We start from the raw sequence: 25666 nt of genomic DNA on the forward strand, positions 1-25666 counted from the left end.
ATTTAAATTAAACAGCAACAGGTGCTTTAATTGCAGGATGAGATTCATAGCCTACAATTTCAATATCTTCAAATTTGAAATCAAATAAATCTTTAATTTCAGGATTGAGTTTGAGCTGACATAACCCTAGAGGTTCACGAGTTAATTGCAATTGTGCTTGTTCAAAGTGGTTGGCATAAAGATGTGTATCACCGCCGGTCCAAACGAAATCGCCAACGTCTAAGTCACACACTTGTGCAATCATATGTGTGAGTAACGCATAGCTCGCAATGTTAAATGGCACGCCTAAAAAAACATCCGCACTACGTTGATACAACTGACAAGACAATTTGCCATTATGCACAAAGAATTGGAATAGGGTATGACACGGCGGTAAAGCAACTTTGCCCGCTTCATTTGGGTTCCAACCAGATACGATCAAACGACGTGAATTTGGATTGGTTTTAATCTCATTGATGAGCCATTTGATTTGGTCAAAACCGTCTTGGTTATAGCTGCCATCTTCATTTTTTGTCGCGCCAAAATTACGCCATTGATGACCGTAAACTGGACCTAGCTCGCCTTCAGGGCGACCAAAACGCGCAGTCTGTTCTGCTGTTGACCACTCATCCCAAATGCTGACTTTATTGTCTTTTAAATACTGAACGTTGGTATCGCCTTTGAGGAACCAAAGAAGTTCAATCACAATGGAACGGAAATGAACTTTTTTGGTCGTAAGTAAAGGGAAACCTTTTGAAAGATCAAAACGCATTTGATGACCGAATACTGAACGTGTCCCAGTACCTGTACGGTCGCCTTTATCACCACCGTTGTCGAGGATATGTTGTAAAAGGTCAAGATATTGGCGCATAAGTCTCTCTTAAAATATTGTTTAAATGACCTTGGCATGCACATGAAACGTCATTTTCATGTTGAATTGCATCAGAGGTTACATTGAATAAATGGCATCATAACATTTTTTTTAAAGATTGCTGATAGACCGTTCACGACAAAAATAAGCCGAAACATAGGCATAAAAAAGCACCCGATTTCGAGTGCTTTTTTAGAAAATAATCACTTATGCTGTTTTATGACCCGTATGCACGGTGTGAATTAAATCTGATAAATCATAACCAATTGATTTTGCATAAGCCAAATATTCAGCTTTGGTTCTTTCATCTAAACTTGGTGAGCGATGTAATAACCACAAATATTTTTTATTGGGTTCACCCACTAACGCAGTTTGATAGTTTTCATCAAGTTTTAGTACCCAATAATCCCCTTTAGTAAATGGGATCCAACGGAAACCTTCAGGCAAGAAACTAACTTCAAGTTTTGCATTTTCTGCATCGACAATTGTCGCTTCACCAATGGATTCATCAAGTTGTTTTTTCTCATCCAAGCAGCGGTTTTGTACACGGACTTTACCATCTTCATTTAAACTGTATACGGCAGAAATGTCGGTGCTGTCTTCTGGTTGATGTTTCATAGGTAAACGAGCAATTTCGTACCATGTTCCTAAATATTGATCTAATTTAAAATTTGAAACGGTCATTAAGTCTTGACTCATTGTGTACTCCGTTTTTCTAGTCAATTAAAAATTTCACAATGAGTCTAAACAAGATCAATAACTTAAAGTGCTGTAGTCCTGTAGTGAAATGTTGCATCTGTATTTGTTCATCGTAGGAATTGTTTAAAGATGAAGAAGATATGAACGGGATTTAAATTTACGTGAAAAAGAACGTAATTTGATCAATAAATGCACTTCTTTTTACTTAAAGAAACATGTTTTGTAACTGAGTTATTTTATTTAATTAATTATTAATCAAAGTCTTATATTTTAGGGTTTACATGATGGTTAAATTTTTTTACATTTTGAGGGTGAATATTAACATTGATCAGGCTAGTATGATCAGCCTGTTAACGAGATATAGGCCGCAATATGCAGGCGAGGAGCGATTGGTAAAGAATGGTTTATGATAATCCAGCGAACTTGAGTGCTGTACATGCTCCAGTCCAAGCAAATGTCATAATACGTTCCCAATCGGAGCAACGACCTAAAAAAGCAGTACGTAAAGAAACAGCGAAGCCAACGCATACAAGTTTTGGTGCAGCCAATGGTCAGCGTATTGATATTGCGAAATTTACCAGCTTCCTACAAGGCATTACACGTAGTACCAGTACACAGAAATGTGCCAAAAGTATTCGTGTAGGTTTGCAATCTGCAGGTGCAAAAATTGTTAACCATCCAGTAGCTGCAGCAGACTGGGGCAATACTTTGCAGCAGATTGGTTATAAGAAAATTAACCTGTCTTTTGATCGTCCTAAGAAAGGCGATATCTATATCATTAACCGTACCAATCAACATGTTTACGGTCATATTGCGGCATATTCGGGTTCAGCTTGGGTTTCTGACTTTAAGCAAAATGGTTACGCGGTATATCGCGATCCAAATGTGAAGTATGAATATTATCGTTTAGATCACTAAGTCTAAAGCGAGCAGCAGAGTTACAACCGTTTAGCTCTGTTGCTGTAAATTGAACATAAAAATAAGCCAATTCCCATAAATCCCACACCTTGAACCATCAATGCCCAAGCCTTGTCGGTCATGCTCGTTTGTATCGAGTAATACATCACAATAATTAGTGCTAAGACAGGTACATAACGAATATAGCTTATGCCTGTAACCTTGGTATATCGTAGGCTGAATCCATAGCTGAGATGTAAAGTAATTCCAAGCGCCACACAAATGCCCACATAAATTGCGTCAAGTTTGATGATGTTTGAGCACAATACAATCAAGACGCAGGTACACATAATGAACATCAGTTTGATTTGACGTGCACAGCGTTCGGAATACCAAAAATTAAGCATTAGGATGAGTTTTATCGTTTTTATTAAGCAAAGATAAGGGTGAAAACAGGCAAATAGATAGAACCATAAAACCAATGCCTTGAGCACCAGGAATCAGAATTTCGCCGTTTTGCATATTCATAAAAATCAGTGCCAGCAAGAGTGCAATTGGAATCCAAGTCAGTAAACGATACAGCAGCCCCGCAGGATTTTGACTAGCAAAGTGAATTTTGCAATAACGACAGATCAAGAAAATAATCCCTGTCCCCACGAACATTAAAATTGCATCAAGCTTTAACGGCTGCATCCAATATAAAGCTGCTGTTCCTGCGGCAGCGAGTACAAGCAGAATTAATTTTTTGACGATTGAAATCTGTGGGTTAAACCAAAACTCAAGCATAGATTGATCGATAACAATAGGACTGAAAGGCACTTTAGCATATTTTAAAGTGAAAAAAAGCGGGGCTTTTGACCCCGCAATCATGCTAAAAATGCTGAAAACTTAATGATTTTTGAGTGGACCCCAATCATAAATTTTCTTTTGGTAGGCATACCACATCATCCATAAACCAACCAAAATCATCGGTAGGCTCAGGAATTGACCTTTACTCATCCACGCAACGAATAATTGTCCGTTGTCTGGCTCACGGAAGAACTCAACGACGAAACGTGCTAAGCCATAACCAATGAGGAAGAGTGCTGAAACAGCCATACGCGGACGCGGTTTTGAACTGAACCACCAAAGGATGATAAATAAAATTAAGCCTTCACACAGTGCTTGATAAAGCTGTGACGGATGTCGTACTAACTGTAATGGATCACTTGGGAAGATCATACCTAAGGCAAAGTTCGGGTCCGTAACTTGGCGGCCGTAGAGCTCCCCGCCAATAAAGTTACCAATACGACCGAACATTAAACCTGTTGGTACACAAGGTGCAATAAAATCTAAGGTTTGGAACCATGTCATTTTGTACTTCTTGCACCAGAACAGCATCGCAGCCATAACGCCCAAGAAGCCGCCGTGGAAACTCATACCGCCAGTCCAAATTTGGAATAGCCAAAGCGGATCAGCAAGGAATTGTGAGAAACCATAGAATAAGACGTATCCTAAGCGACCACCTAAAATTACCCCTAAAGCACCATAGAAGATTAAGTCTGACACCATGTCAGGTGTCCAACCACGTTCTTTCGAGCGATAAGTTGCTAAGCCCCAAGCGAATAAAAATGCCAGTAAATACATCAGTCCATACCAATGAACTTGTAAAGGGCCAATTGCAACTGCAACAGGGTCAATATTTGGATAGGTGAGCATTCATGTACCTTGTCATTCTGTTTTGTACAGATTTTAGCTGAAACATCATAAAAATGTTGTACATTCAATGTGTAAAGATCAAAACCTGATAAATGAGCAGATTCTATGTGTATTGTTGCGCTGGCTTGGAACGTCTTGGATCAGAAGCCACTTTGTCTGATTTCAAATCGTGATGAGTTTTATCATCGACCAACAGAAGCTTTAGCTTCGTGGCCAAATAGTCCAATTATTGCAGGGCAGGATCTACAATCGGGTGGGACATGGATGGGTGTGACCGCACAGGGACGCTGGGCAGTGTTAACGAACTTTCGTGATGGACGTGATCAAAATAATTACCCTACGTCACGTGGGCATATTATTCAGGCATTTCTTGAATCAGATTTAACGCCAATTCGCTTTGCTCAAGCATTGGAACAACGGCAATGCGATTATGCAGGTTTTAATTTATTTATCGGAGATCGCACTCAAGCAGTCTATATGAGTAATCGTGGAGAAGCTCCACAAGTATTGCCTAATGGGGTATATGTGGTTTCGAATGGATTGCTGAATGAACCTTGGGAAAAGACCAAACATTTGCGTAAACGCTTTACTCAAGAATTCTTACCGATGTTGCAGCAGCCACAAATTCCAGCGGATGATTTGAATCGGGCAGCATGGGATATATTAGAAGATGAACGGAAAATCGTGCCTGATTTACTCCCTTCAACTGGAATTTCGCTTGAAATGGAAGAATTACTATCCTCAACCTTTATACAAAGCTCTGTGTACGGTACACGCTGTTCAAATTTTTTAACCATGACTCATGATCAGTGGCAATGGTTGGAAAAATCCCAACAAGGTGAGACAGCCGGTCAGATCATTCAAAAAGTCATTGCCTTGCACTCTTAAATATAGCTAAAACACTGAAGCGGAATAAATCTTTGTAAGCGCCTTGGATATGTTAGGATTTTAGTCATCCTGTCTATATCCTTTTATTATGGCACTGCTTGTTCCGCTCATTTCATTTCTGATTGGTTATTGGGGCGTGCATTATCTGAAAAGGATTCGTCCTGTTCTTGCTGCACTCTTGGCAAGGTTACTTATCCCTTTAATCATCATCTACAACATGGTGTTTTATAAGGAAGGCAGTCTTTGGCTTGTCGGCTTCAGTCTCAGTTGTTCAATTATTTTATTTAGCCTGTTTTATCTGTGGCAAAAAGATAAGTTACGTGCACTGTGTTTTAGCTATTTGAATGGCGTTTGGCTAGGGCTGCCATTTGCTTTGGCTGTATTTGGTCCAAATGCCATGCCGACCATTATTGCGCTATATATCGGTGGGTCATTGTTTGGCAATGTTAGTGCTGTTATGGCGGTAAGCACAGAGCGGCAGAGTACGTCATTCATTGTTAAAAATGTTTTAAGATCACCGCCCGTAATAGCATTAAGCATTGCGGCTGTATTGTCCTTTTGGGATTTAAGCACTTATGAATTTCATCCATGGATTCAAACGGCATACGGTTTAAATAAGTTTCTTGTGACTTTTGCCGGCATGTGTATTTTAGGGATGTGGCTCAGTAAAGTGAAAATAGGGCTAAATGATCTAAAACGGAGTATGGGTTTAATTGCAGGACGTTTTGTTTTGTCGCTGAGCTTCGCAGCTGTTGCCTATTTTTGTCTGCCGATTCCGCATCAAACATTGGTGTATGCGGTGATGATGATGTACTTCCTATTACCGCCAGCTGCCAACATTGTGGCACTTGAAACTTATTACCAAGGGACAGGTGTGTCGGCAAAATATATTGCTTCAGGTACGATTGCGAGTGCAATTTTGATTGGGGTGTATGGGTTGATTGTGCATGCCTTGATTCCTGCACTATAAAGTTCCCCTTTGCTAAAGGGGGATTTAGGGGGATTGATAGAGGTCAATTAGAAAAATCCCTCCCAACCTCCCTTTATTAAAGGGAGGAGCTTTTTAGCTCAATCCTTATTCTTCTCCTGACAGGAGAGGGAATGAATAAAGCTTCTTACTTCTCCAAACACGCTTTAAACAGCTTCATTGCTTGTCCACGATGGCTGATTTTATTTTTTTCTTCTTTGGTCATTTCTGCACTCGAGATTCCAAGTTCAGGTAGCCAGAACAGTGGATCATAACCAAAGCCATTTTCACCACGCGCTTGTTCTAAAACTTCGCCTTTCCAAATGCCTTGGAAAATTTGCGGTAAAGGGTCATCAGCATGTTGTACTAAGGCAAGCACACAAACGAACATGCCTTCAATCGCTGCGCCATCTTTACGGAATGGTTGAAGCTCTGCTAACAATTTTTCATTGTTTGCAGCATCGTTACCATGCTCACCTGCATAACGTGCAGAGTAAATGCCAGGTGCACCGCCAAGTACAGGAACATAGATGCCTGAGTCATCGGCAATAGCAGGTTTCCCTGAAATACGTGATGCGTGACGGGCTTTAATGATGGCATTTTCAACAAAACTTAAACCATCTTCGATTGCATCTTCAATATTGAGTTTACCTTGTGCGATAACTTCGACAGGTAGGTTTAATTCTGCAAAAAGTTTTTCAAATTCTGCAATTTTACCTTTGTTATTGCTGGCAAGGACAAGTGTGCCTTGAGATAACCAATCTGTAGAAGCCATATTTTTACTCTTCATATCCGTTTTCAATGTCACTAGTTTAACAATGCTGATGAGTTTAAAGGCAATAAAAAAGCACCTTCTAGGTGCTTTTTTATGATTAGAACCTTAAAGTCCTTGAATCCATTTATCTGCACGATCACGGGCTTGACGGATTTGCTCTTGGGTCAAGTTCGCTGCAAGCGCCGTTTTCTTACCTTCAGACAGAGAAATTACTTTGTTATCAAGCATGCCATCACGGGTAGACAACTCATACCATTGATAAGCCCCGACATAGTTTTTCTTTTTCTCTTCCATCATCGCAAGATTAAAGCTCGCACGGTTATCGCCATGACTGGCTGCTTTTTCGAAATAACTACGTGCAAGTGCTTCGTCTTTTTTAGTGCCAATACCATCAGCAAGCATACGGCCAACATTTAGCTGAGCAACACTTAGACCTTGATCGGCTGCTGCTTTGTACCAAGCAAATGCCTGACGTTCATCTTTTTGAATGTCTTTACCAAACTGATACTTAGTAGCAAGATAGAACTGTGCACCTGCTTGACCTGCTTTTGCAGCTTTAATCAACTGGTTAATATCCATCACAGAATATTGAGCAGCTTGGCTGGCAACAGAAGGTGTTGGAGTAACATAGTCTGCATGGCTTTGTACACTGAACAGTCCAGCAAATAGCGTCGTTGTTAGTAGTAATTTTCTCATAGCGCGCTCACTCGATAAATCGCGACTTCACCGAATAAATTAGGAAGATGCTTACTCAGTAAACTATCTTGCTGATCCCCATTTACTGCAAGTCGGTCAATAATTCTAATGTTGTTTTCAGCACAAAGTGCTTCAAAATCACGGAATGTACAGAGGTGGATATTCGGTGTGTTATACCACATATACGGCAAGGCTTCCGAAACAGGCATTCTTCCTTTCAGTGCCAAGAAAGAACGGGTCTTCCAATGAGCAAAGTTCGGGAAGGTAATAATCGCCTGTTTACCGACACGCACCATATCACGCAATAATACGTCAGGTGCATCTACTGCTTGCAAAGCTTGTGCCATGACCACGTTGTCAAAAGACTGATCGGCAAAGCGGCTTAAACCTAAATTTAAGTCTTGTTGAATAATATTTAACCCACGACTGACCGCAATTGCAATCTTTTCCTGATCAATTTCCAATCCGTAGGCACGAATATCATGTTTTTTGCTCATTTGTGCGAGCAGTTCACCATCGCCACAACCCAAATCAAGCACACTTGAGCCTGGTTTGATCCATTTTTCCGCGAGCTGTTGATCAATACGCATTAGATTGCCTCCTTCGGTGTTGCTTTCAGGTGATTTTCACCACCAAGGAATGCACGTAAAGATTTTACATACAGTGGAATAGGGAATAAGAACGAGTCATGACCTTGTTCAGCGTCAATATCCACATAGCTGACTGGCTTATGGTTGGTAATTAAGGCATCCACCAATTCTTGTGAACGAGAAGGTGAAAAGCGCCAGTCGGTGGTGAATGATACGACCAAGAATTTACATTTGGTATTGGCCATTGCTTTCACCAGTGACTGTTCATATTCACGTGATGGATCGAAGTAATCGAGTGCCTTGGTCATAATCAAATAAGTATTGGCATCAAAGTTACGGCTGAACTGTTCACCTTGATAACGCAAATAACTTTCAACTTGGAATTCAACATCGAAACCATACATAAACTTGCCAGACTTTAAATCACGGCCAAATTTTTGTTTCATGGCTTCTTCAGATAAATAAGTGATATGGCCGACCATACGTGCCAAAATCAAACCACGTTTTGGATAGCTGTCATGTTCCAAGTAACGGCCATTGTGGAAGTCTGGATCAGATAAAATCGACTGACGTGCCACTTCGTTAAAGGCAATATTTTGTGCAGACAATTTTGGCGTACTTGCGATAATCACACACTTGCGTAAACGATCAGGATAATCCACAGACCATTGCAATGCCTGCATACCACCGAGTGAACCACCCACCACAGCATCCCATACATCAATGCCTAAACGGTCAGACAATAAGGCTTGTGTTTTAACCCAGTCACGAACTGTCACTAATGGAAAGTCGGGACCATAAGGGCGATTGTCATTTTCAGGATTTGGTGATGTCGGACCAGTCGAGCCGCTACAGCCACCAATATTATTTAAAGATACTACAAAGAATTTAGAAGTATCGATAGCCTTGCCGGGACCAATACATGAGTCCCACCAACCTGGTTTCTTATCATCTTCATGATGATAGCCGGCTGCATGGTGATGACCTGAAAGGGCATGACAAATCAGAATTGCATTGGACTTATCGGCATTTAATTCGCCGTAAGTTTCAACCATAATTTCATAACGCGGGAGAATGCGTCCACATTCAAGCTCTAACGGCTCTTCGAATGAAAACTTTTGTGGGGTAACTAAGCCCACCGAATCAGCTGGAAAAGACACGGGAGTAATTCGCCTTAAATCTTTAGTATGAATAAATAAAAGGATACCACTAGCGGGTATCCTTCTAAAGTCATTTTAATGCTATGAATTATTGCTAATTCTAATAGTGTGTTTACACCGCAGCAGCAATCACTTGATCAGTGCTTAACACGCCTTGATCAATTAAGCGGTTGGTTGAGGCAATAATCGCTTCAATAGATGCAGTCACGATGTTGTCGTGAACACCTGCACCAAAGGCCGCTTTACCTGTACCTTTCACTTGAAGTTCAACCAATGCTAATGCTTTGGCATGTGCACCTGAGCTGATGCTGCGTTCTTCATAGTTCAATACATCAATTGGCAATTGAAGCGCATTCAAGATTGCTGAAATTGGACCATTACCTTCACCACGAACGTGCTGAGTCTGACCATTGACTTCAATATCAAGCTCAATCACTTGTTTGCCATTTTCATCATGCAAACGGTAGTTCTTCGCTGCGTAATGTGCAGTTTTTGCTTCTACATATGTTTGTTTGAACAATGACCAGATCGCTTGTGCTGAAATCTCAGTACCGTCTTCATCAGTTTTTTGCTGTACGATTTGTGAGAATTCAATTTGTAAACGACGTGGCAATACGACGTTGTAATTTGATTCTAACAAGTAGGCAATACCACCTTTACCAGACTGTGAGTTAACACGAATCACAGCGTCGTAGTCGCGACCCAAGTCTTTTGGATCGATTGGTAAATACGGCATATCCCAAATTTCTTCGTTCTTTTGGAACTCAAAACCTTTTTTGATCGCGTCTTGGTGTGAACCTGAGAATGCAGTAAATACTAAATCACCTGCATACGGATGACGTGGATGAACAGGCAAGCCTGTGCATTCTTCAATCGTTGCAATGATTTCGTTAATGTTTGAGAAATCTAATTCAGGTGCAACACCTTGAGTGTACATGTTCAACGCAATTGCAGCGACGTCGACGTTACCAGTACGTTCACCGTTACCAAACACACAACCTTCGACACGGTCAGCACCCGCCATGATTGCCAATTCAGATGCGGCAATACCACAGCCACGGTCGTTATGACAGTGAACTGAAATAATCACACCATCACGACGTGCAAGGTTACGGTGCATCCATTCGACTTGGTCGGCATACACGTTTGGAGATGATACTTCCACAGTTGCAGGCAAGTTTAAGATCACTTTATTGCTTGGTGATGCTTCCCAAATTTCAGTCACAGCATCACAAACATCTTTCGCGACTTCTAATTCAGTTGCAGTGAAGCACTCAGGAGAATACTGGAACACAAATTCAGTTTCAGGTTGCTTCGCAGCATATTCTTTGACTTTTTGCGCAGCATTAATCGCAAGTTGTTTTGCACCTTCCACATCCACATTCAAGACTTTTTGACGGAATGTCGGAGAATTTGAGTTATAGATATGCACGATGGCACGTTTAGCACCTTGAAGTGATTCAAAAGTACGTTGGATCAAATGATCACGTGCTTGAACCAATACTTCAATATAAACGTCATCAGGAATATGACCTTCTTCAATCAATTTACGCGTGAAGTCAAAGTCAATTTGTGATGCTGATGGGAAACCGATTTCAATATGTTTGAAACCAATTTTCACCAACATTTGGAACATTTTAAATTTTTGCTCAATGTTCATTGGCTCAAAGATCGCTTGGTTGCCGTCACGTAGGTCGGTACTCATCCAGATCGGCGCTTTATTAATTTCATTGTTCGGCCATTGACGGTCTGGTAAGTCCACACGTTGATACATGCGACGGTATTTTTTACTTGGATCAGCCAACATCATGAGAGAGCTCCTTGTATAACCTGAGTGACCGTACTCTTGTATGAAGCGGTAAGCAGGCTACAAATAGATTTTGTCTATATAATCTTTCTGTTCAAGTATCTTAAATAAGAAAATTAAAAATCATCTTTGATATTGATGACTTAAATTAACCAAACTTATTTTACCTTGAACTTATAACTTAAAGTTTAGTCCACTTGAGCTGAAAAGTTTTTGCTTTTTTTATGGATTTTAGTCGTATGTCAAAAAAGCTTTTCTGATAATGTGCTTATTCTGAGAATTTTTTTCATAATTCGTGTTTATGTACTTTTCAATTTTCTTAAATAAGAAATTTTTCGCAATTTTTATCATGATTATAAGGTCAAAGCGAAACATTTATATGTATTGAAGCGTTGGAGAGATTCATGTGAGTTCAATCCAACGCGATATTGATTTATATTTCAGCCCATTTTCGCATGAGGTTGTGGTACAGATTGGTGAGTTTAATTACTTCATCATGTTCATCACCCAATTGCATGCGTAAATTTTGAATGGTTTGATCTAGGTTGAATAACATATGACGTTCTGCATCATCACGGATCATACTTTGTACCCAAAAGAAGGAAGCAGTGCGGCAACCTCGAGTGACAGGTGTTACTTCATGCAAACTTGTAGACGGATACAAAATCATATCGCCTGCAGGAAGTTTTACTTCATGGTAGCCATAGGTATCTTCTACGACCAGTTCACCGCCTTCATATTCTTCAGGCTCACTTAAAAAAACGGTGCAAGATAAATCTGTTCTTAGACGTTCATTGGTGCCACGAATTCGTCGAATTGAGTTATCGACATGAAAACCAAAGGCTTCGTTATTTTCATAACGATTAAACAGCGGCGGAATAATATCCAGCGGAATCGCAGCCGACAAAAACAGCGGATGTTGACCAAGCGACTCTAAAATAATCGTACTTAAATGATGAGTAAGGGGATGATCCTCAGGCAACTGTTGATTTTGTTTAACAGTTGCAGAAAGTGTTCCTGCAGTGACTTTGCCATTGACCCATTCGACTTTATCCATTTCCTGACGGAAATACTGAACTTGTTCTTTGCTTAACACATTTGGAATATGGTGAATCACAGCATGACCTTCTTGGTATTGTTAAGGGTTCTTACGATCTAGCATATATAAAAATAGCCTCTGAGCAGAGGCTATTTTAATTTAAAACCCATAATTAAAATATGGGATTTTAAGCTTTAACTTAGTATTTAAAGTTTAAAGATAACACTGCACTACGACCTTCTGCTTCTGTTGCATAGTGAGAAGAGTAGGCTTTTGTAAAGTAACGTGTGTCAGTTAGGTTGTTAACATTTAATTGTAAATCTACATTTTTGTTAACGTTATAACGTGCCATTGCATCGTAGCGCACATAACCTGGAACGAACTTAGTATTGGCCGCATTACCATAAACTTTGTCCATGGCAATAGCACCAGCACCCAATGTTAAAGCAGGAGTTACATCATAGGTTGTCCAAAGCGTTGCAGAGTTTTTAGCAACATTTTGTACTTGATTACCATTGTTAGGGCTTGGTTCATAAGTCTTAGGTGTTGTACTTGGTTTTACTTCAGTAAAACCACCATCAACTAATTCGCTGTCTAGATAAGTATAGCCTGCTGAAACAGCCCATTTATCAGTAATTTGCCCGTTAATACCAAATTCAAAGCCATCTACACGAGTTTCACCAATGTTACGAGTTGTTCCATCATCTGCTGTTGCACGTGTATTTGTTTTTTCAGTACGGAAAATAGCTGCAGTGAGATTCAATTTATCATTTAAGATATCCCATTTCGTACCGAGTTCCATGGTACGGACTTCTTCTGGTTTTAAATTTTGAATAGCAGCGGTAATACCTTCAGAACCATCACCACCATCTACACCAACTGGATTCGATGAAGTTGCATAACTCGCGTAGATAGAGCCATTTTCAACAGGTTTATAAGTAATACCTGCTTGATAGTTGATAAAGTCTTTATCATTCTTGATAGATACTTTGTCGCCTGCAACAGCAGTAATGGTGGTGTTGTTTTCACCAGTTACTGCATTGTTACGTGCACCGTAAGTCATAGTTTGTTCGGTAGAGTAATCGTCCCAACGAAGACCTAAATCCAGAATCCATTGAGGGGTTAATTTAATACTGTCAAGAAGATAGATAGAAGTGTTTTTTGTTTCAATATTATATTGATCTGCACCATCAGTACTTAAAGATCCTTTCCAAGGTCCACGGTTAGGATTTTGGACGGATGTACACCAACCTGATTGGATTGCTGCATCAGAACATGATTGGTTAGCACTACCAGTCGCGTTTTTACCATCAATAATATATTGCGTACGATCGGTATCTTGTTTAGAAAACTCAGCGCCCAAGTTAAAGCTATGTTCTAGTGCTCCAGTATTTAGTTTACCAGTCAATGCTAATTGATCTGTAAATGAATCAGTATTAGCTACACGAGAGTTTGCTCGAGCAAAGACATTACCCGTCAATTCACCAGTCGTTTTATTATAGAAGTTACCTTTAGAGTCATCTGGGTTAGTCCAAAGGAAATCATTCTTAGAATTACTATAAACAGCAGTATTACTGATCGTTAAGTTATCAGTTAAGTCGTGCTCTAACTTAAGAGTACCAATTTGATTTTCCTGTTTTTGGAAATCACGATCTTTCCAGCCATAGTAAATGCCTTGTTTAACATCAATCGGTTTACCATTACCGTTTAAATGTGTGAAATCTTTGGCAGGGTCGGCATTGGCACTAAAAGGATTATTGTAAGGCACACCTGAATCTGGCGTATCATCAGATTTTAAGAAGTAATAACCTAAAGTTGCACGCGTTGGGGTGTCTAAGCCAAATGTAATACTCGGTGCAATACCGACACGTTTATATTCAGCACCATCATCTTGACCAGCTTTGTTATTTTGATGCCCCATCACTGCAACACGAGCTGCAATACCATTACCAAAATCTTTATTGGCATCTAAGGTAATACGTGCGTAATCGTCAGTCCCTTGCGCAACAGAACCTTCTAAAGCATCACCCGCTTTGGCTACTTTAGAAATCATGTTGATACTACCGCCTGTAGTACCAGCACCGCCCATTGCAGATGCCGAACCTTTGGTCACTTCAACTTGTTCAACCGCAAACATTTCACGGTTTTGTGAAGTCGCACTACGTACGCCGTCGACATACATAGAGCTTTCAGAGTTATAACCACGAATAAATGGGCGGTCACCATTTGGGTTACCGCCTTCACCTGCACCTAAAGTAATACCAGGCACATTACGTAGAGCATCAGATAAAGTCGTAACTTGAGTATCTTCAATAATCTGTTTAGAAATCACCGAAACTGATTTTGGTGTATCAAGTAAAGGTGCGACAAATTTTTTATTTGCAGATTCATCTACTTTTAAGCTTTGCTGTTTTTCTGCTGCAACAGTTTGTTGGATAGTTTCAAGTTTAATGACTTGATCATCTGCCAAAGCATTACCCGCAACAATTGAAAGGGAAGAGGCAATAGCAGATGAAACGATTTTTTTACGCGTTTTAATGAAGGCCATGACAAACCTAAAATGAGGGTTAAAAAATAGTATGAGAATAATAATGATTCTTATTTATAAATGTTGCTTATATTGATTGGTTTTATAGATTTTATTTTTTTGTATAAAAGCTAAATTAGATTGCAATAGGAGTAGTTTTTTACTAGGTCTATGTTTTTAATAAAAATCTAATTTTCACTCAAAAAATTAAAACATCATCGAGAAAATTAATCTTGAGATAACTTTGAAGAAAATATGAAAATTCCATATAAAAAGTGCAAAGGGGATCAGACTCATTATTCGGATGTTTCAAAGCTCAATATGTATGCAGCTCAAAGATTCGAGAGGCTTCATGTTCTAAAAATATTCTATATAGATGAAATGAAATTCGAAAAATACAGGTGAGTTTGTGAGATAGACCTAAACAATAGAATAAGTGAAAAGTGTGAAAACGCTTCAATATCCTCCATCTTAATAAGAAATACGAAAAACTAAGATCAATTTGGCGAATTATCGAAGAAAACATCGATAAAAAAGCCAAGTCGCGTGTATTTTTTGTATATCATGAAATGTTGTCATATAATGTGGCACTTTAAAAATTGCAATTACTATTTCTATATCGAGGAAGCCATGCAAGTAACTTCTGAAGCGGTTTCGGGCGTTGCCCGTCGTTTAAATGTATCTGTACCGACGAGCCGTATTAACGAGCAGTTCGAAGCTCGCTTAAAGCGTACTGCTAAAACTGTGAAGATCAACGGCTTCCGTCCAGGTAAAGTGCCTGTAAACGTTGTACGTCGTGAATATGGCGCAGGTATCTATCAAGAAGTTGTGAACGACATCATTCGTGACACAGTTTTCGAAGCAATCCAACAAGAAAAAATCAATGCTGTTGGTATGCCAAACATCGAAAAAACTGAAATGAAAGAAGATGCTTTAGTTTATGAAGCAACTGTTGAAGTTTATCCAGAAGTTGAAGCTAAATTCGAAGGCTTAGAGGTTGAACGTAAAGCAACTGAAGTAAGTGACAAAGACGTTGAGAAGATGATTGAAAATCTTCAAAAACAACGCGCTTCTTGGGCTGAAACTAAAGGCATGGCTAAAAAAGACATGCAAGTAACTTTCGATTTCGAAGGTACTGTTGATGGCGAAAAATTTGAAGGCGGCGCTGCGCAAGACTTTAAACTTGTTTTAGGTTCTGGTCGTATGATCCCTGGCTTCGAAGATGGCATCATCGGTATGAAGAAAGGCGAAGAGAAAGTTATCGATGTAACTTTCCCAGAAGACTACCAAGCTGAAAACTTAGCTGGTAAAGCTGCTCAATTCAAAATCAACGTTAAACTTGTTGAAAAACAAAAACTTCCAGAAGTTGATGCTGAATTCTTAAAAATCTTCGGTGTAACTGAAGAAGAAGGCGTTGAAAAACTTAAAGCTGACGTTCGTAAAAACATGGAACGTGAAGTGAAAAACGGTCTTCGTAACCAAGTAAAAGGCGCAACTTTTGATGCGCTTGTAGCTGCAAACGAAGTTGAAATTCCTGAAGCAATGCTTGCTCAAGAAATCGACCGTCAACGTCAACAAATGATCCAACAATTCACTCAACAGTTTGGTGCTCAAGGTGCGAAAGCATTTGATTCAAGCATGCTTCCTGATGAATTGTTCAAAGAACAAGCTAAAAAATCAGTTAAACTTGGCGTATTGGTAAGCAGCATTCTTGCTAAAGCGAAAATCGAAGTTGACGCTGCACGTGTAGATGCGTACATCGAAGACATGGCTTCTTCTTACGAAGATCCTAAAGAAGTGATTGAATTCTTCAACAACGACAAGCAACAACGTTCACAAATTGAAGCAGTTGTTCTTGAAGACCAAGTTGTAGATTATATCTTAGCTGCTGCTAAAGTATCTGAGAAAAAAGTAAGCTACGAAGACTTATTGAAAGAGCAACAAGCTCGTCAACAAGGCTAAGCTTCGCTGGTCATAAAAAAGGCGCTCTAAGCGCCTTTTTTTTCTCCATAAGGTTTTAATCCATTGCAGATTTTCACAAATCTTATGCAAAAAAAAGCATGGAAACGCGAGCGAATATTTTGCAATTTAAGCAATTATCCCTCATATTGTGATTATGGGTTAAGTCACAAAAATTTAGGAATAAATAAACGTATGTATGTTCCAACGATTGAAAACGCTTTAGTTCCAATGGTGGTAGAACAGTCATCTCGTGGTGAGCGTTCTTTTGATATTTATTCACGTCTTTTACGTGAGCGGGTGATTTTTTTAACAGGTGAAGTTGAAGATAACATGGCGAACTTAATTGTTGCGCAAATGTTATTCCTTGAAGCTGAAAATCCAGATAAAGACATTCATTTATACATTAACTCACCAGGCGGTTCGGTGACTGCAGGTATGGCGATTTACGATACCATGCAATTCATTAAACCAGATGTTGTGACTTACTGTATGGGTCAAGCGGCATCAATGGGTGCTTTTCTTTTGAATGCCGGTGCTAAAGGTAAGCGTTACTGCTTGGAAAATGCCCGTGTCATGATTCACCAACCGCTGGGTGGTTTTAAAGGTCAGGCATCTGATATTGAAATTCATGCACGTGAAATTCTGTTTATTAAAGAGCGTTTAAATCGCTTAATGGCAGAACACAGTGGTCAGGAATATGAAAAAGTAGCACGTGATACAGATCGTGATAACTTCATGACTGCGCAACAAGCGAAAGAATACGGTCTCGTGGACGAAGTTTTATCTAAACGTCCATAAGTTTTAAGATTGAGATATTGGAGTGACTATGTCCGAACATACTCAAGGACAAAAGCATTGTTCATTCTGTGGCAAAACACAGTCTGAAGTTGGCAAACTCATTGCAGGCGAAGACGCTTATATTTGTAATGAATGTGTCGACGTATGCTTAGATTTGGTTCAAACCAGTCAGCAAGTTGAAACCAATGACTGGGCGAACCGTCCTTTGCCGAAACCGCATGAAATCCGTGCGGCCTTGGATCAATATGTGATTGGTCAGGATGTCGCTAAAAAGACATTATCTGTTGCGGTATATAACCATTACAAACGCTTAAAAGTGCAAAATAATGGCAAGAAAGCAGCGGATGGTGTAGAGATTTCAAAAAGTAATATCATGCTGGTTGGACCTACGGGTTCAGGTAAGACATTACTTGCGCAAACACTTGCTCGTCTGCTTGATGTGCCATTTGCGATGGCAGATGCAACCACATTAACTGAAGCAGGTTATGTCGGTGAAGACGTTGAAAACATTGTACAAAAGCTACTTCAAAAAGCCGACTACGATGTAGAAAAAGCGCAAAAGGGTATTATCTATATCGATGAGATCGACAAGATTACCCGTAAGTCTGAAAACCCTTCAATTACACGTGATGTGTCAGGTGAAGGCGTTCAGCAAGCATTATTGAAAATGATCGAAGGTACGGTTGCTTCAATTCCGCCACAAGGTGGTCGTAAGCATCCGCAGCAAGAATTCATTCAGATTGACACTTCGAACATCCTGTTCATTTGTGGTGGTGCGTTCTCAGGTCTAGAGAAAATAGTACAACAACGTCAGGAAAAAGGTGGCATTGGCTTTACTGCAGAAGTGCGTAAAAAAGATGAAACCAAAAAGCTGTCTGACTTGTTCCGTCAAGTGGAAGCAACTGACCTGGTAAAATTTGGTTTAATTCCAGAATTTATTGGTCGTTTGCCAGTGATCGCAACTTTGGATGAACTGGATGAAGAAGCATTGATGCAAATTCTGACAGAGCCAAAAAATGCCTTAACGCGTCAATATCAACATTTGTTCGATATGGAAAATGTTGACCTTGTGTTTGAAGATTCTGCATTGCGCGCTGTGGCGAAAAAAGCCCTTGAACGTAATACAGGTGCGCGTGGTCTACGTTCAATCCTTGAGAACTCATTGCTTGAAACCATGTATGACTTACCAAGTCGTTCAGACGTTGGTACAGTTGTAGTGAATGAAGCAGTGATTAATGGTGAAGCTGCGCCTGAGTTCTTGCCTGAACGTCAGGAAAAGGTTGAAACAGAGTCTGCTGCAAAAGTTGATCTAAAGGTGGTGAATAGCAAATCTGCATAATCGCTATTCATCTGAAACGTGCGGAAATGAAATGTTTTCGCACGTTTTTTTATTCCAAAAATAAAGGGGTGATGGTAATCTCATCACTTGGGCGTGGATGCCAAAACACAAATATAAATTCGTAAAACATGTACATACAAGAATAAAGACGCAGTGAGGGAAAGACATGCGTGTAATCGCGATGGTCATCATCAGCAGTTTAGCTTTGATGGGGTGTCATGGTAAGAAAGCCGTGGTCGAACAGCCTGCATTAGCCAGTACTTTAAAAAATATCGATTTAACCAAGAAACCAGGTTTTGCCGAGCAGCATCGTTTAGGCATGTTTACTATTGGAAGTTGGGTTAATCAAAAGCAAGGTCAACATTTCCAAGTGGTTAAGCCACAGCATGATCAAGCTGCAATTGTGTACTTATATCGACCTGATTCAAAATGGAACCGTCAGGAAATCGTGGCTGCGAGTCTGTTTATCAATCAGGAACGTATTCCAAGTCTTTTAAATAATCATCATTATTGGCTGGAAATTCCTGCGGGTACTTATCGCTTAAGTACCAGCCGACCGCTGGGTGCACTGCATTTTCAGAAACCTAAATATGTTGATTTCACTGTGCAAGCAGGTGAGTCATATTTTATTAAATATGATGAAGAAAATATTGGTACTCGCTATACCCCAACGGGTCCACTGATTTTAGTACCTAAAAGTGTAGCGATGACGGAAATAGCATTTACAGAACAGAAGTCGGACAGCTTCAATTTTGTCGCTGAAGATCAGCATACCGGCAAGGTTCGTAAAAAAGCGCAAAAACTCAAAGAGCCTGATTATGATCCGAAACAAGATGTGCAATTAACCACACCATTTAAATTGTGGAACCCAATGACGTGGTAATTGCTCAAATACATGACATAAAAAAGCACCCCAAAGGGTGCTTTTTAAATTCTGTATAGAAGTGTGCAATCTTATTTTGCAGCAGCGTCAACTACAGGAATTTTACCAATTTTTGCTTGCCAGATTTTTGGTGCAGTTGCGTGTACAGAAGTACCATTTACGTCAACAGCCACAGATACAGGCATGTCTTTCACAACAAATTTGTAGATCGCTTCCATACCAAGGTCAGCAAATGCAACGACTTCAGCTTCACGAATCGCTTTAGACACTAAGTATGCAGCGCCACCTACAGCCATTAAGTAGGTTGCTTTATTGTCTTTAATTGCTTCAACGGCAGCAGGACCACGGTCTGCTTTACCGATCATGCCGTAAAGACCAGTTGCTTCTAAGACTTGGCGAGTGAATTTATCCATACGTGTTGCAGTTGTTGGACCTGCAGGACCAACCACTTCGTCACCCACTGGATCAACAGGGCCAACGTAGTAAATGAACTTACCTTTAAGGTCGACAGGAAGTTCTTCACCACGATTTAACATGTCCACCATGCGTTTGTGCGCAGCGTCACGACCTGTATAAATCGTACCGTTAAGAAGTAATGTGTCACCTGGTTTCCAAGAGTTCATTTCTTCTTGCGTGATGTTGTCTAAGTCAACACGTTTAGAAGAAGATGAATCCCAAGTTACTTCAGGATAGTCTTCAAGTTTAGGCGCCATAATATTGGCAACACCTGAACCATCAAGCGTGAAGTGTGCGTGACGAGTTGCCGCACAGTTTGGAATCATACCCACTGGTTTGCCTGCAGCGTGACATGGGTAATCTTTGATTTTGATGTCTAGAACAGTCGTTAAACCACCAAGACCTTGTGCACCAATACCGAGCGCGTTTACTTTCTCGAAGATTTCGATACGAAGTTCTTCAAGTTTAGACTGTGGACCACGACGAAGAAGTTCGTCCATATCCAATTCTTCCATCAATGCTTCTTTTGCAAGCATCATAGCTTTTTCAGCAGTACCACCGATCCCGATCCCGAGCATACCTGGTGGACACCAACCTGCACCCATGGTTGGAACAGTTTTCAGTACCCAATCCACAATTGAGTCAGATGGGTTCAACATTGCCAATTTAGATTTATTTTCTGAACCGCCACCCTTCGCAGCAACCGTGATATCGACTTTGTTACCAGGAACAAGTTTGTGATAGATCACAGCAGGGGTGTTGTCTTTAGTGTTCTTACGACCGAAAGCAGGGTCAGCAAGTACAGATGCACGTAGGATGTTCGAGTTTTCTAAGTAACCTTGGCGTACACCTTCGTTAATCGCATCGTCTAAGCTCATCGTTAAATCAAATTTAACGTCCATGCCCACTTCAACGAATACGTTTACGATACCGGTATCTTGGCAGATTGGACGATGGCCTTCTGCACACATACGAGAGTTAATTAAGATTTGTGCGATCGCATCTTTTGCAGCTTTGTTTTCTTCACGGTCATACGCACGGCTCATCGCTTGGATGAAGTCTTGTGGATGGTAGTAAGAAATGAACTGAAGCGCATCTTTAACCGATGTGATCAAGTCATCTTGCTTGATAATAGTTGTCATACAAAAATCTCTTGAGCGGGCTGATAGCTAGCGGGCTAAATTATAAGATAAAAACAGAAAGTTGTGGGCGTTTATACAGCGTTTTGGGTCTAAAGTTTAATAGCCCATCTATGTGTCATATTTATGTTAAAAACTGTCATATATGACAAGAAAAGCGTCATATACGCTGTCATATTTCATATATTACAGGTTTATTTTTTATCTAAATATTTATTAAGTTATTGAAAATTATATTTATATTAAATATTACAATGAATTTTATATTGTCATATAACTGTCATAAAACTTTCGCATAATGCACTCATCGAAACTTGAGTATGTTTTTATGATTACAGTCGTTGCATCAGTTATTGGTTTTTCTATGTTTATCGCAGCTACTTGGTTCTACGGTCAACAAGAAGATCAAGCCTAACGCTTTATCTTCTTTTTTTATGCCTATCTAAATTTCTTCTTCCATAATAATTACATTTTCCCCATACAATAAAATATCTTCTGCCTTGATCCCAAGCATCCCAGATTTATACTTTTAATAATCCTATTCAAAAAAGGATGTGTCTCATGCGTCCATACTATTTTTTGATGATTATGACTTTAAGTATATTCTCATACGCTTCTGCTGCTTCGTCTATTCCATCCTATCCTGAACAACCCTGTGATCAAAAAAGTTGCCAAGACCAACAAGAGCAGTCCTTAGACTCTAAGGAAGTCGCTCCTATTCCGATTCATCCCTGTGTTCCGTTAGAGAGCTGTTTTCCTCCCTAATCAAAAAATTCACGATAAAATAAAAAACCATCTGTAAGAGATGGTTTTTTGATTTGAGACGATTTTAATTTGAACTTTGTTGTTCTGCCTGAATCGCGGTTAATGCAATAGTAAAGACAATATCATCGACCAACGCACCGCGTGACAGGTCATTTACCGGTTTATTTAAACCTTGCAACATTGGACCCACACTCACTACATTGGCTGCACGTTGTACCGCTTTGTAAGTGGTATTACCTGTGTTCAAATCAGGGAAAATAAACACATTGGCACGACCTGCAACATCTGAATCAGGGGCTTTTTGACGACCTACACTTTCAACCGATGCCGCATCGTATTGCAGTGGGCCATCAATCAGTAAATCAGGACGACGTTCTTGAGCAATACGGGTCGCTTCGGCAACTTTCTCAACATCTGCGCCTGTACCTGATGTTCCAGTTGAATAAGAAATCATAGCAATACGAGGATCGATGCCAAAGGCTTTAGCAGAGTCGGCAGATTGAATCGCAATTTCAGCCAATTGCGCTGCATCAGGGTCAGGGTTAATCGCACAGTCACCGTAGACATAGACTTCATCTGGCAACAGCATAAAGAACACTGAAGACACCAATGAGTAATCAGGTGCGGTTTTAATCAGCTGGAAAGCAGGGCGTACCGTATTGGCTGTGGTGTGAACTGCTCCAGATACCAAGCCATCGACTTGATCTAACGCCAACATCATCGTACCAAGCACTACCGTATCCTGAAGTTGCTCTTTGGCTTGAAGTTCGTTGAGTTTACCTTTGCGCAGTTCAACCATCGGACTGACATATTGTTCACGAATGGAATCAGGATCAATAATTTCTAAATCTGTCGGTAACTCAATTCCACGTGCTTTTGCCACTTCATGCACTGCTTCAGGTTTTGCCAATAAAACACACTGTGCAATACCACGTGACTGACAAATGGCAGCAGCTTGAACGGTACGGGGTTCATCACCTTCAGGCAGCACAATACGTTTTTTTGCGGCAATGGATTTTTGTACCAGTTCATGACGGAAGGCTGATGGGGATAAGCGTGTCTGATAAGAGCCATTTAACACTTGGGTCAACCATTCGGGATTAATATGGCTAGATACAAAGCGTGTTACCTGTTCTGCACGTTCAATATCATCGACTGGAATTTCATTGCTTAAATTGGCAAGCTTTTGTGCAGTTTCAAAGGTACTTAATGATGTATGTAAAATTGGTAAGCCTTGTTTAATCGCTGCCTGACAGAAATCTAATACCAAGTGACTCGGTTGATGGTATTCAGTTAATACTAAACCTGCCAACGGAATGCCATTGCTACTTGCAAGGCTACTTGCCAGTAAGACATCAATACGGTCAGATGCGCTGATGATCAGTTCACCCGCAATAAACTTATGCAGTTCTTGTTCGATATTGGCTGAAATCAAGCTACTGTGTTGTACACGGCGCTGTTTCGCTTCACCTTCATTAATCCATTCAGCTGCAATGTGCGCAGCTAAATCGGTCATGCGTGGCACGCTGAGGGTTTTACTGAATGGAACTAAGCCAATAATCGGTAGCTGTGCTGAACCAATATGTGCATGAGTCTTTTGAATCTCTGCGACAAAGGCACTTGTTTCCTCAGTTAAACTTAAATTCGGATCAAGTGTGACCGGAATTTGAGCGGATTCCTCAGGTAGACCTTTGGTGCGCATAAACAACACACCTGACAAACGAATTGATGAAGCACCACCAAAATTACGGATTTGGTTTTCAACTTTATCCGCTGTATAGACAGGATTGTGGATATCAGCATTACTGACCAAAATCACTTTTGCATCTAAGGCTTGAGCAAGTGCTGTATTTAAATCATCAACAAAATTATCGCGTGCGTTTGGCACTAAACCTTCAACAATAATCAAATCATGTTGTTTGGCAATTTCACGATGTAAGCGCACAGCATCTTCAAGCAACTCATCTTGTTCATCATGGCTCAGTTGTTGCAAAACTTTTGTATAGGAAATTGGCTCAACGGTTTGGCTTTTTGACACGTGCTGATAGAGTACCGTCGTACGGTCTGTTACATCAGTAGTTTCTTGTGAAAAGGCTTTTAAAAAGCCAGCTTTAACGCCCTGACATTCGAGTGCGTAAATTAAACCTAAACATGCAGACGTTAAACCTACGCCTTCCCCAGTTGGAACCAATAAAATCGTTTTCATCGCGTCAATTTCACAATCATAAAAATAATGGACAACAAGATCAGGCCTGCTTAAGCAAGCGCTGTTTCCAATTCAGACTTTTTTGTTAGAGCTTGCTCCATCTCAGCGACAACATGCTGAGTTTCTTTGGCAATGCGACCTTCTTCATCAGTCGGTACCACCCAAATTTGAGGACCTGTACCTGCATCGATACGACCTTCAGTACCGCGCTTTAACTGATTATTGATGTTTTGATCTAGGTTAAAGCCAAAGTGTGGTAGGTAAGCTAAAGTTTTTTCACGAATATACGCTGAATTTTCCCCAATACCACCTGTGAAGAACAAACCATCTAATTGAGGTAGGCCACAGCTGAGCGCTGCTAAAGATTTTGCTAAACGATAGCAAAACACTTCAATAGCAAGCGTAGCATCTTCATTGCCTTGTTCAGATGCTTCAATCAAGGTACGCATATCATTAGATAAATCAGACAAGCCGAGTAAACCGGATTGGCTATTGAGCATTTTGTCAATTTTATAGATATCCCAGCCTAAATTAGCAGCTAAGAAACTATGAATACTTGGGTCAACATCACCACTACGCGTACCCATCACCAAGCCCTCTAGTGGTGTGAGTCCCATCGAAGTATCTACACTTTGACCATTCCAAACGGCACAAGTTGAGCTACCATTACCCAAATGCGCCACTAACCAGCCACCTTTTTTGAAGCTACCCGCCAGCTCAGAACCACGCTCTGAAACATAGGCATGGCTCGTACCGTGGAAGCCGTAACGGCGCACATTGTGCTCAGTGTATAAAAACTTTGGCACTGCATAGCGATAGGCATGTGCAGGCATAGTTTGATGGAATGCAGTATCAAATACGGCAACTTGAGGTAAGTCTGGGAAAAGACGTTGAGTGGCTTCAATCCCAATTAAGTGTGCAGGGTTATGTAACGGTGCAAGTGGCGTTGCTTCACGAATTTTTTCAATGATTTCAGCATCAATCAGTTCTGCTTTGGTTAAACTACCGCCATGTACAACACGGTGACCAATCGCATCGGGCTTGTAGTTGGCAAGACGTTCCAAGCCTACTTCTAGAGCCTTTTTATGATCAGCAAATGGAATATGAATATCGACAGGTTCGTTACCAACAGTGACCCCTTTGATACGGGCGTTTTCTGTGCCTAAGTTTTCAGCTAAACCATGAATACGAAAATCTTGCTCTTCAAGTAAAAGTGCAAACTTGATTGAAGAAGAACCACAATTGATAACTAATACTGATTTAGACACGATTTTTTACCCAATTTCTAATTAAAATTCTCATCCATCTTATTGATCTGCTTGTTTGCGATGGCAATGCAATTAAGACCAGTGCTGCAGTTGTAACATGGGCTTTTTTTTGCTCATAGATAGACTTTAGGTGATTAGACTTAAGGACTATCGACCCGAGTACTCATAATATCTAGAATTTATGAGTTAATCGTTTTCATTTATTAAAAAAATAATACCGAGTGTCACACTGCATTTTTACAGTTATAGCAGAGATA

Annotated in this window: 22 protein-coding genes; 7 read left to right on the forward strand and 15 right to left on the reverse strand. The window is 40.3% G+C overall.

The features are described from left to right. Nucleotides 1-7: 7 nt before the first annotated feature. Both thyA and A3K93_RS01570 read right to left on the reverse strand, forming a co-directional pair. Nucleotides 8-850: a thymidylate synthase gene (gene thyA / locus A3K93_RS01565; protein ID WP_067728304.1), complete on the reverse strand. Its 843-nt coding sequence runs from the start codon at nt 848-850 to the stop codon at nt 8-10. A gap of 207 nt (nt 851-1057) precedes the next feature. Beyond that, nucleotides 1058-1549 (reverse strand): lipocalin family protein, encoded by a 492-nt coding sequence (locus tag A3K93_RS01570; protein ID WP_067728306.1) that lies wholly within the window; start codon nt 1547-1549, stop codon nt 1058-1060. 399 nt (nt 1550-1948) lie between these two features. Here A3K93_RS01570 and A3K93_RS01575 point away from each other — a divergent pair, with 399 nt between their 5' ends. Further along, nucleotides 1949-2467, forward strand: a complete 519-nt coding sequence (locus A3K93_RS01575; protein WP_067728308.1) for a hypothetical protein — start codon at nt 1949-1951, stop codon at nt 2465-2467. Between the two features lie 20 nt (nt 2468-2487). On the opposite strand, the gene A3K93_RS14610 is transcribed toward A3K93_RS01575, so the two are convergent. The 3 genes from A3K93_RS14610 to lgt all read right to left on the reverse strand — a co-directional run bounded on the left by A3K93_RS14610 (nt 2488) and on the right by lgt (nt 4144). Continuing rightward, entirely contained in the window at nt 2488-2853 is a 366-nt protein-coding gene (locus A3K93_RS14610) for a hypothetical protein (RefSeq protein WP_081408493.1), read from the reverse strand. Further along, complete coding sequence (locus tag A3K93_RS01580) at nt 2846-3232, reverse strand: hypothetical protein (protein WP_067731638.1); 387 nt, start codon at nt 3230-3232, stop codon at nt 2846-2848. The genes A3K93_RS14610 and A3K93_RS01580 overlap by 8 nt, the downstream gene beginning before the upstream one ends. A 102-nt stretch (nt 3233-3334) precedes the next feature. After that, nucleotides 3335-4144, reverse strand: a complete 810-nt coding sequence (gene lgt / locus A3K93_RS01585) for a prolipoprotein diacylglyceryl transferase (protein ID WP_067728310.1) — start codon at nt 4142-4144, stop codon at nt 3335-3337. Nucleotides 4145-4249: 105 nt separating this feature from the next. On the opposite strand from lgt, the gene A3K93_RS01590 reads away from it, so the two are divergent. Together A3K93_RS01590 and A3K93_RS01595 are read left to right on the forward strand one after the other, a co-directional pair. Next, complete coding sequence (locus A3K93_RS01590) at nt 4250-5032, forward strand: NRDE family protein (RefSeq protein ID WP_067728313.1); 783 nt, start codon at nt 4250-4252, stop codon at nt 5030-5032. A gap of 88 nt (nt 5033-5120) precedes the next feature. Beyond that, on the forward strand, nt 5121-6002 hold the full coding sequence (locus tag A3K93_RS01595) for a permease (protein WP_067728315.1): 882 nt from the start codon (nt 5121-5123) through the stop codon (nt 6000-6002). Nucleotides 6003-6147: 145 nt separating this feature from the next. Here A3K93_RS01595 and rdgB read toward each other — a convergent pair whose 3' ends face one another. From rdgB to A3K93_RS01630, 7 genes are all read right to left on the reverse strand, one after another. Continuing rightward, a complete protein-coding gene (rdgB, locus tag A3K93_RS01600) occupies nt 6148-6774 on the reverse strand; it encodes an RdgB/HAM1 family non-canonical purine NTP pyrophosphatase (RefSeq protein ID WP_067731639.1) in 627 nt (208 codons plus the stop codon). Nucleotides 6775-6879: 105 nt separating this feature from the next. Further along, nucleotides 6880-7470: a tetratricopeptide repeat protein gene (locus tag A3K93_RS01605; RefSeq protein WP_067728317.1), complete on the reverse strand. Its 591-nt coding sequence runs from the start codon at nt 7468-7470 to the stop codon at nt 6880-6882. After that, nucleotides 7467-8060, reverse strand: coding sequence for a methionine biosynthesis protein MetW (metW, locus tag A3K93_RS01610; protein ID WP_067728319.1), 594 nt, complete (start codon nt 8058-8060; stop codon nt 7467-7469). Before metW ends, A3K93_RS01605 begins: the two co-directional genes overlap by 4 nt. Next, the gene (gene metX / locus A3K93_RS01615; RefSeq protein WP_067728321.1) at nt 8060-9220 is read right to left on the reverse strand and encodes a homoserine O-succinyltransferase MetX; all 1161 of its coding nucleotides are present in this window, start codon (nt 9218-9220) and stop codon (nt 8060-8062) included. The genes metW and metX overlap by 1 nt, the downstream gene beginning before the upstream one ends. Before the next feature lie 112 nt (nt 9221-9332). Continuing rightward, nucleotides 9333-11030: a 2-isopropylmalate synthase gene (leuA, locus tag A3K93_RS01620; RefSeq protein ID WP_067728323.1), complete on the reverse strand. Its 1698-nt coding sequence runs from the start codon at nt 11028-11030 to the stop codon at nt 9333-9335. A 430-nt stretch (nt 11031-11460) separates the two neighbouring features. Continuing rightward, entirely contained in the window at nt 11461-12144 is a 684-nt protein-coding gene (locus A3K93_RS01625; RefSeq protein ID WP_067728325.1) for a Fe2+-dependent dioxygenase, read from the reverse strand. A gap of 121 nt (nt 12145-12265) precedes the next feature. Further along, nucleotides 12266-14614, reverse strand: coding sequence for a TonB-dependent receptor (locus A3K93_RS01630; RefSeq protein WP_067728327.1), 2349 nt, complete (start codon nt 14612-14614; stop codon nt 12266-12268). A 609-nt stretch (nt 14615-15223) separates the two neighbouring features. Here A3K93_RS01630 and tig point away from each other — a divergent pair. The 4 genes from tig (at nt 15224) to A3K93_RS01650 (ending at nt 19575) form a co-directional block, all read left to right on the forward strand. Continuing rightward, a complete protein-coding gene (tig, locus tag A3K93_RS01635) occupies nt 15224-16555 on the forward strand; it encodes a trigger factor (RefSeq protein ID WP_067728329.1) in 1332 nt (443 codons plus the stop codon). Nucleotides 16556-16747: 192 nt separating this feature from the next. Further along, entirely contained in the window at nt 16748-17353 is a 606-nt protein-coding gene (clpP, locus tag A3K93_RS01640; protein WP_067728331.1) for an ATP-dependent Clp endopeptidase proteolytic subunit ClpP, read from the forward strand. Between the two features lie 28 nt (nt 17354-17381). Next, on the forward strand, nt 17382-18692 hold the full coding sequence (clpX, locus tag A3K93_RS01645; RefSeq protein WP_067728333.1) for an ATP-dependent protease ATP-binding subunit ClpX: 1311 nt from the start codon (nt 17382-17384) through the stop codon (nt 18690-18692). Nucleotides 18693-18858: 166 nt separating this feature from the next. Beyond that, on the forward strand, nt 18859-19575 hold the full coding sequence (locus tag A3K93_RS01650) for a DUF2846 domain-containing protein (protein ID WP_067728335.1): 717 nt from the start codon (nt 18859-18861) through the stop codon (nt 19573-19575). A gap of 71 nt (nt 19576-19646) precedes the next feature. Here the strand turns inward: A3K93_RS01650 and A3K93_RS01655 are convergent, their stop codons facing one another. The 3 genes from A3K93_RS01655 to A3K93_RS01665 all read right to left on the reverse strand — a co-directional run bounded on the left by A3K93_RS01655 (nt 19647) and on the right by A3K93_RS01665 (nt 25409). Further along, on the reverse strand, nt 19647-21173 hold the full coding sequence (locus A3K93_RS01655; protein WP_067728337.1) for a fumarate hydratase: 1527 nt from the start codon (nt 21171-21173) through the stop codon (nt 19647-19649). 826 nt (nt 21174-21999) lie between these two features. Continuing rightward, a complete protein-coding gene (gene pta / locus A3K93_RS01660; RefSeq protein WP_067728339.1) occupies nt 22000-24141 on the reverse strand; it encodes a phosphate acetyltransferase in 2142 nt (713 codons plus the stop codon). Between the two features lie 50 nt (nt 24142-24191). Next, a complete protein-coding gene (locus tag A3K93_RS01665; protein ID WP_067728341.1) occupies nt 24192-25409 on the reverse strand; it encodes an acetate/propionate family kinase in 1218 nt (405 codons plus the stop codon). Nucleotides 25410-25666: the final 257 nt, after the last annotated feature.

The organism is Acinetobacter sp. NCu2D-2, assembly GCF_001647675.1.
Taxonomy (GTDB): domain Bacteria; phylum Pseudomonadota; class Gammaproteobacteria; order Pseudomonadales; family Moraxellaceae; genus Acinetobacter.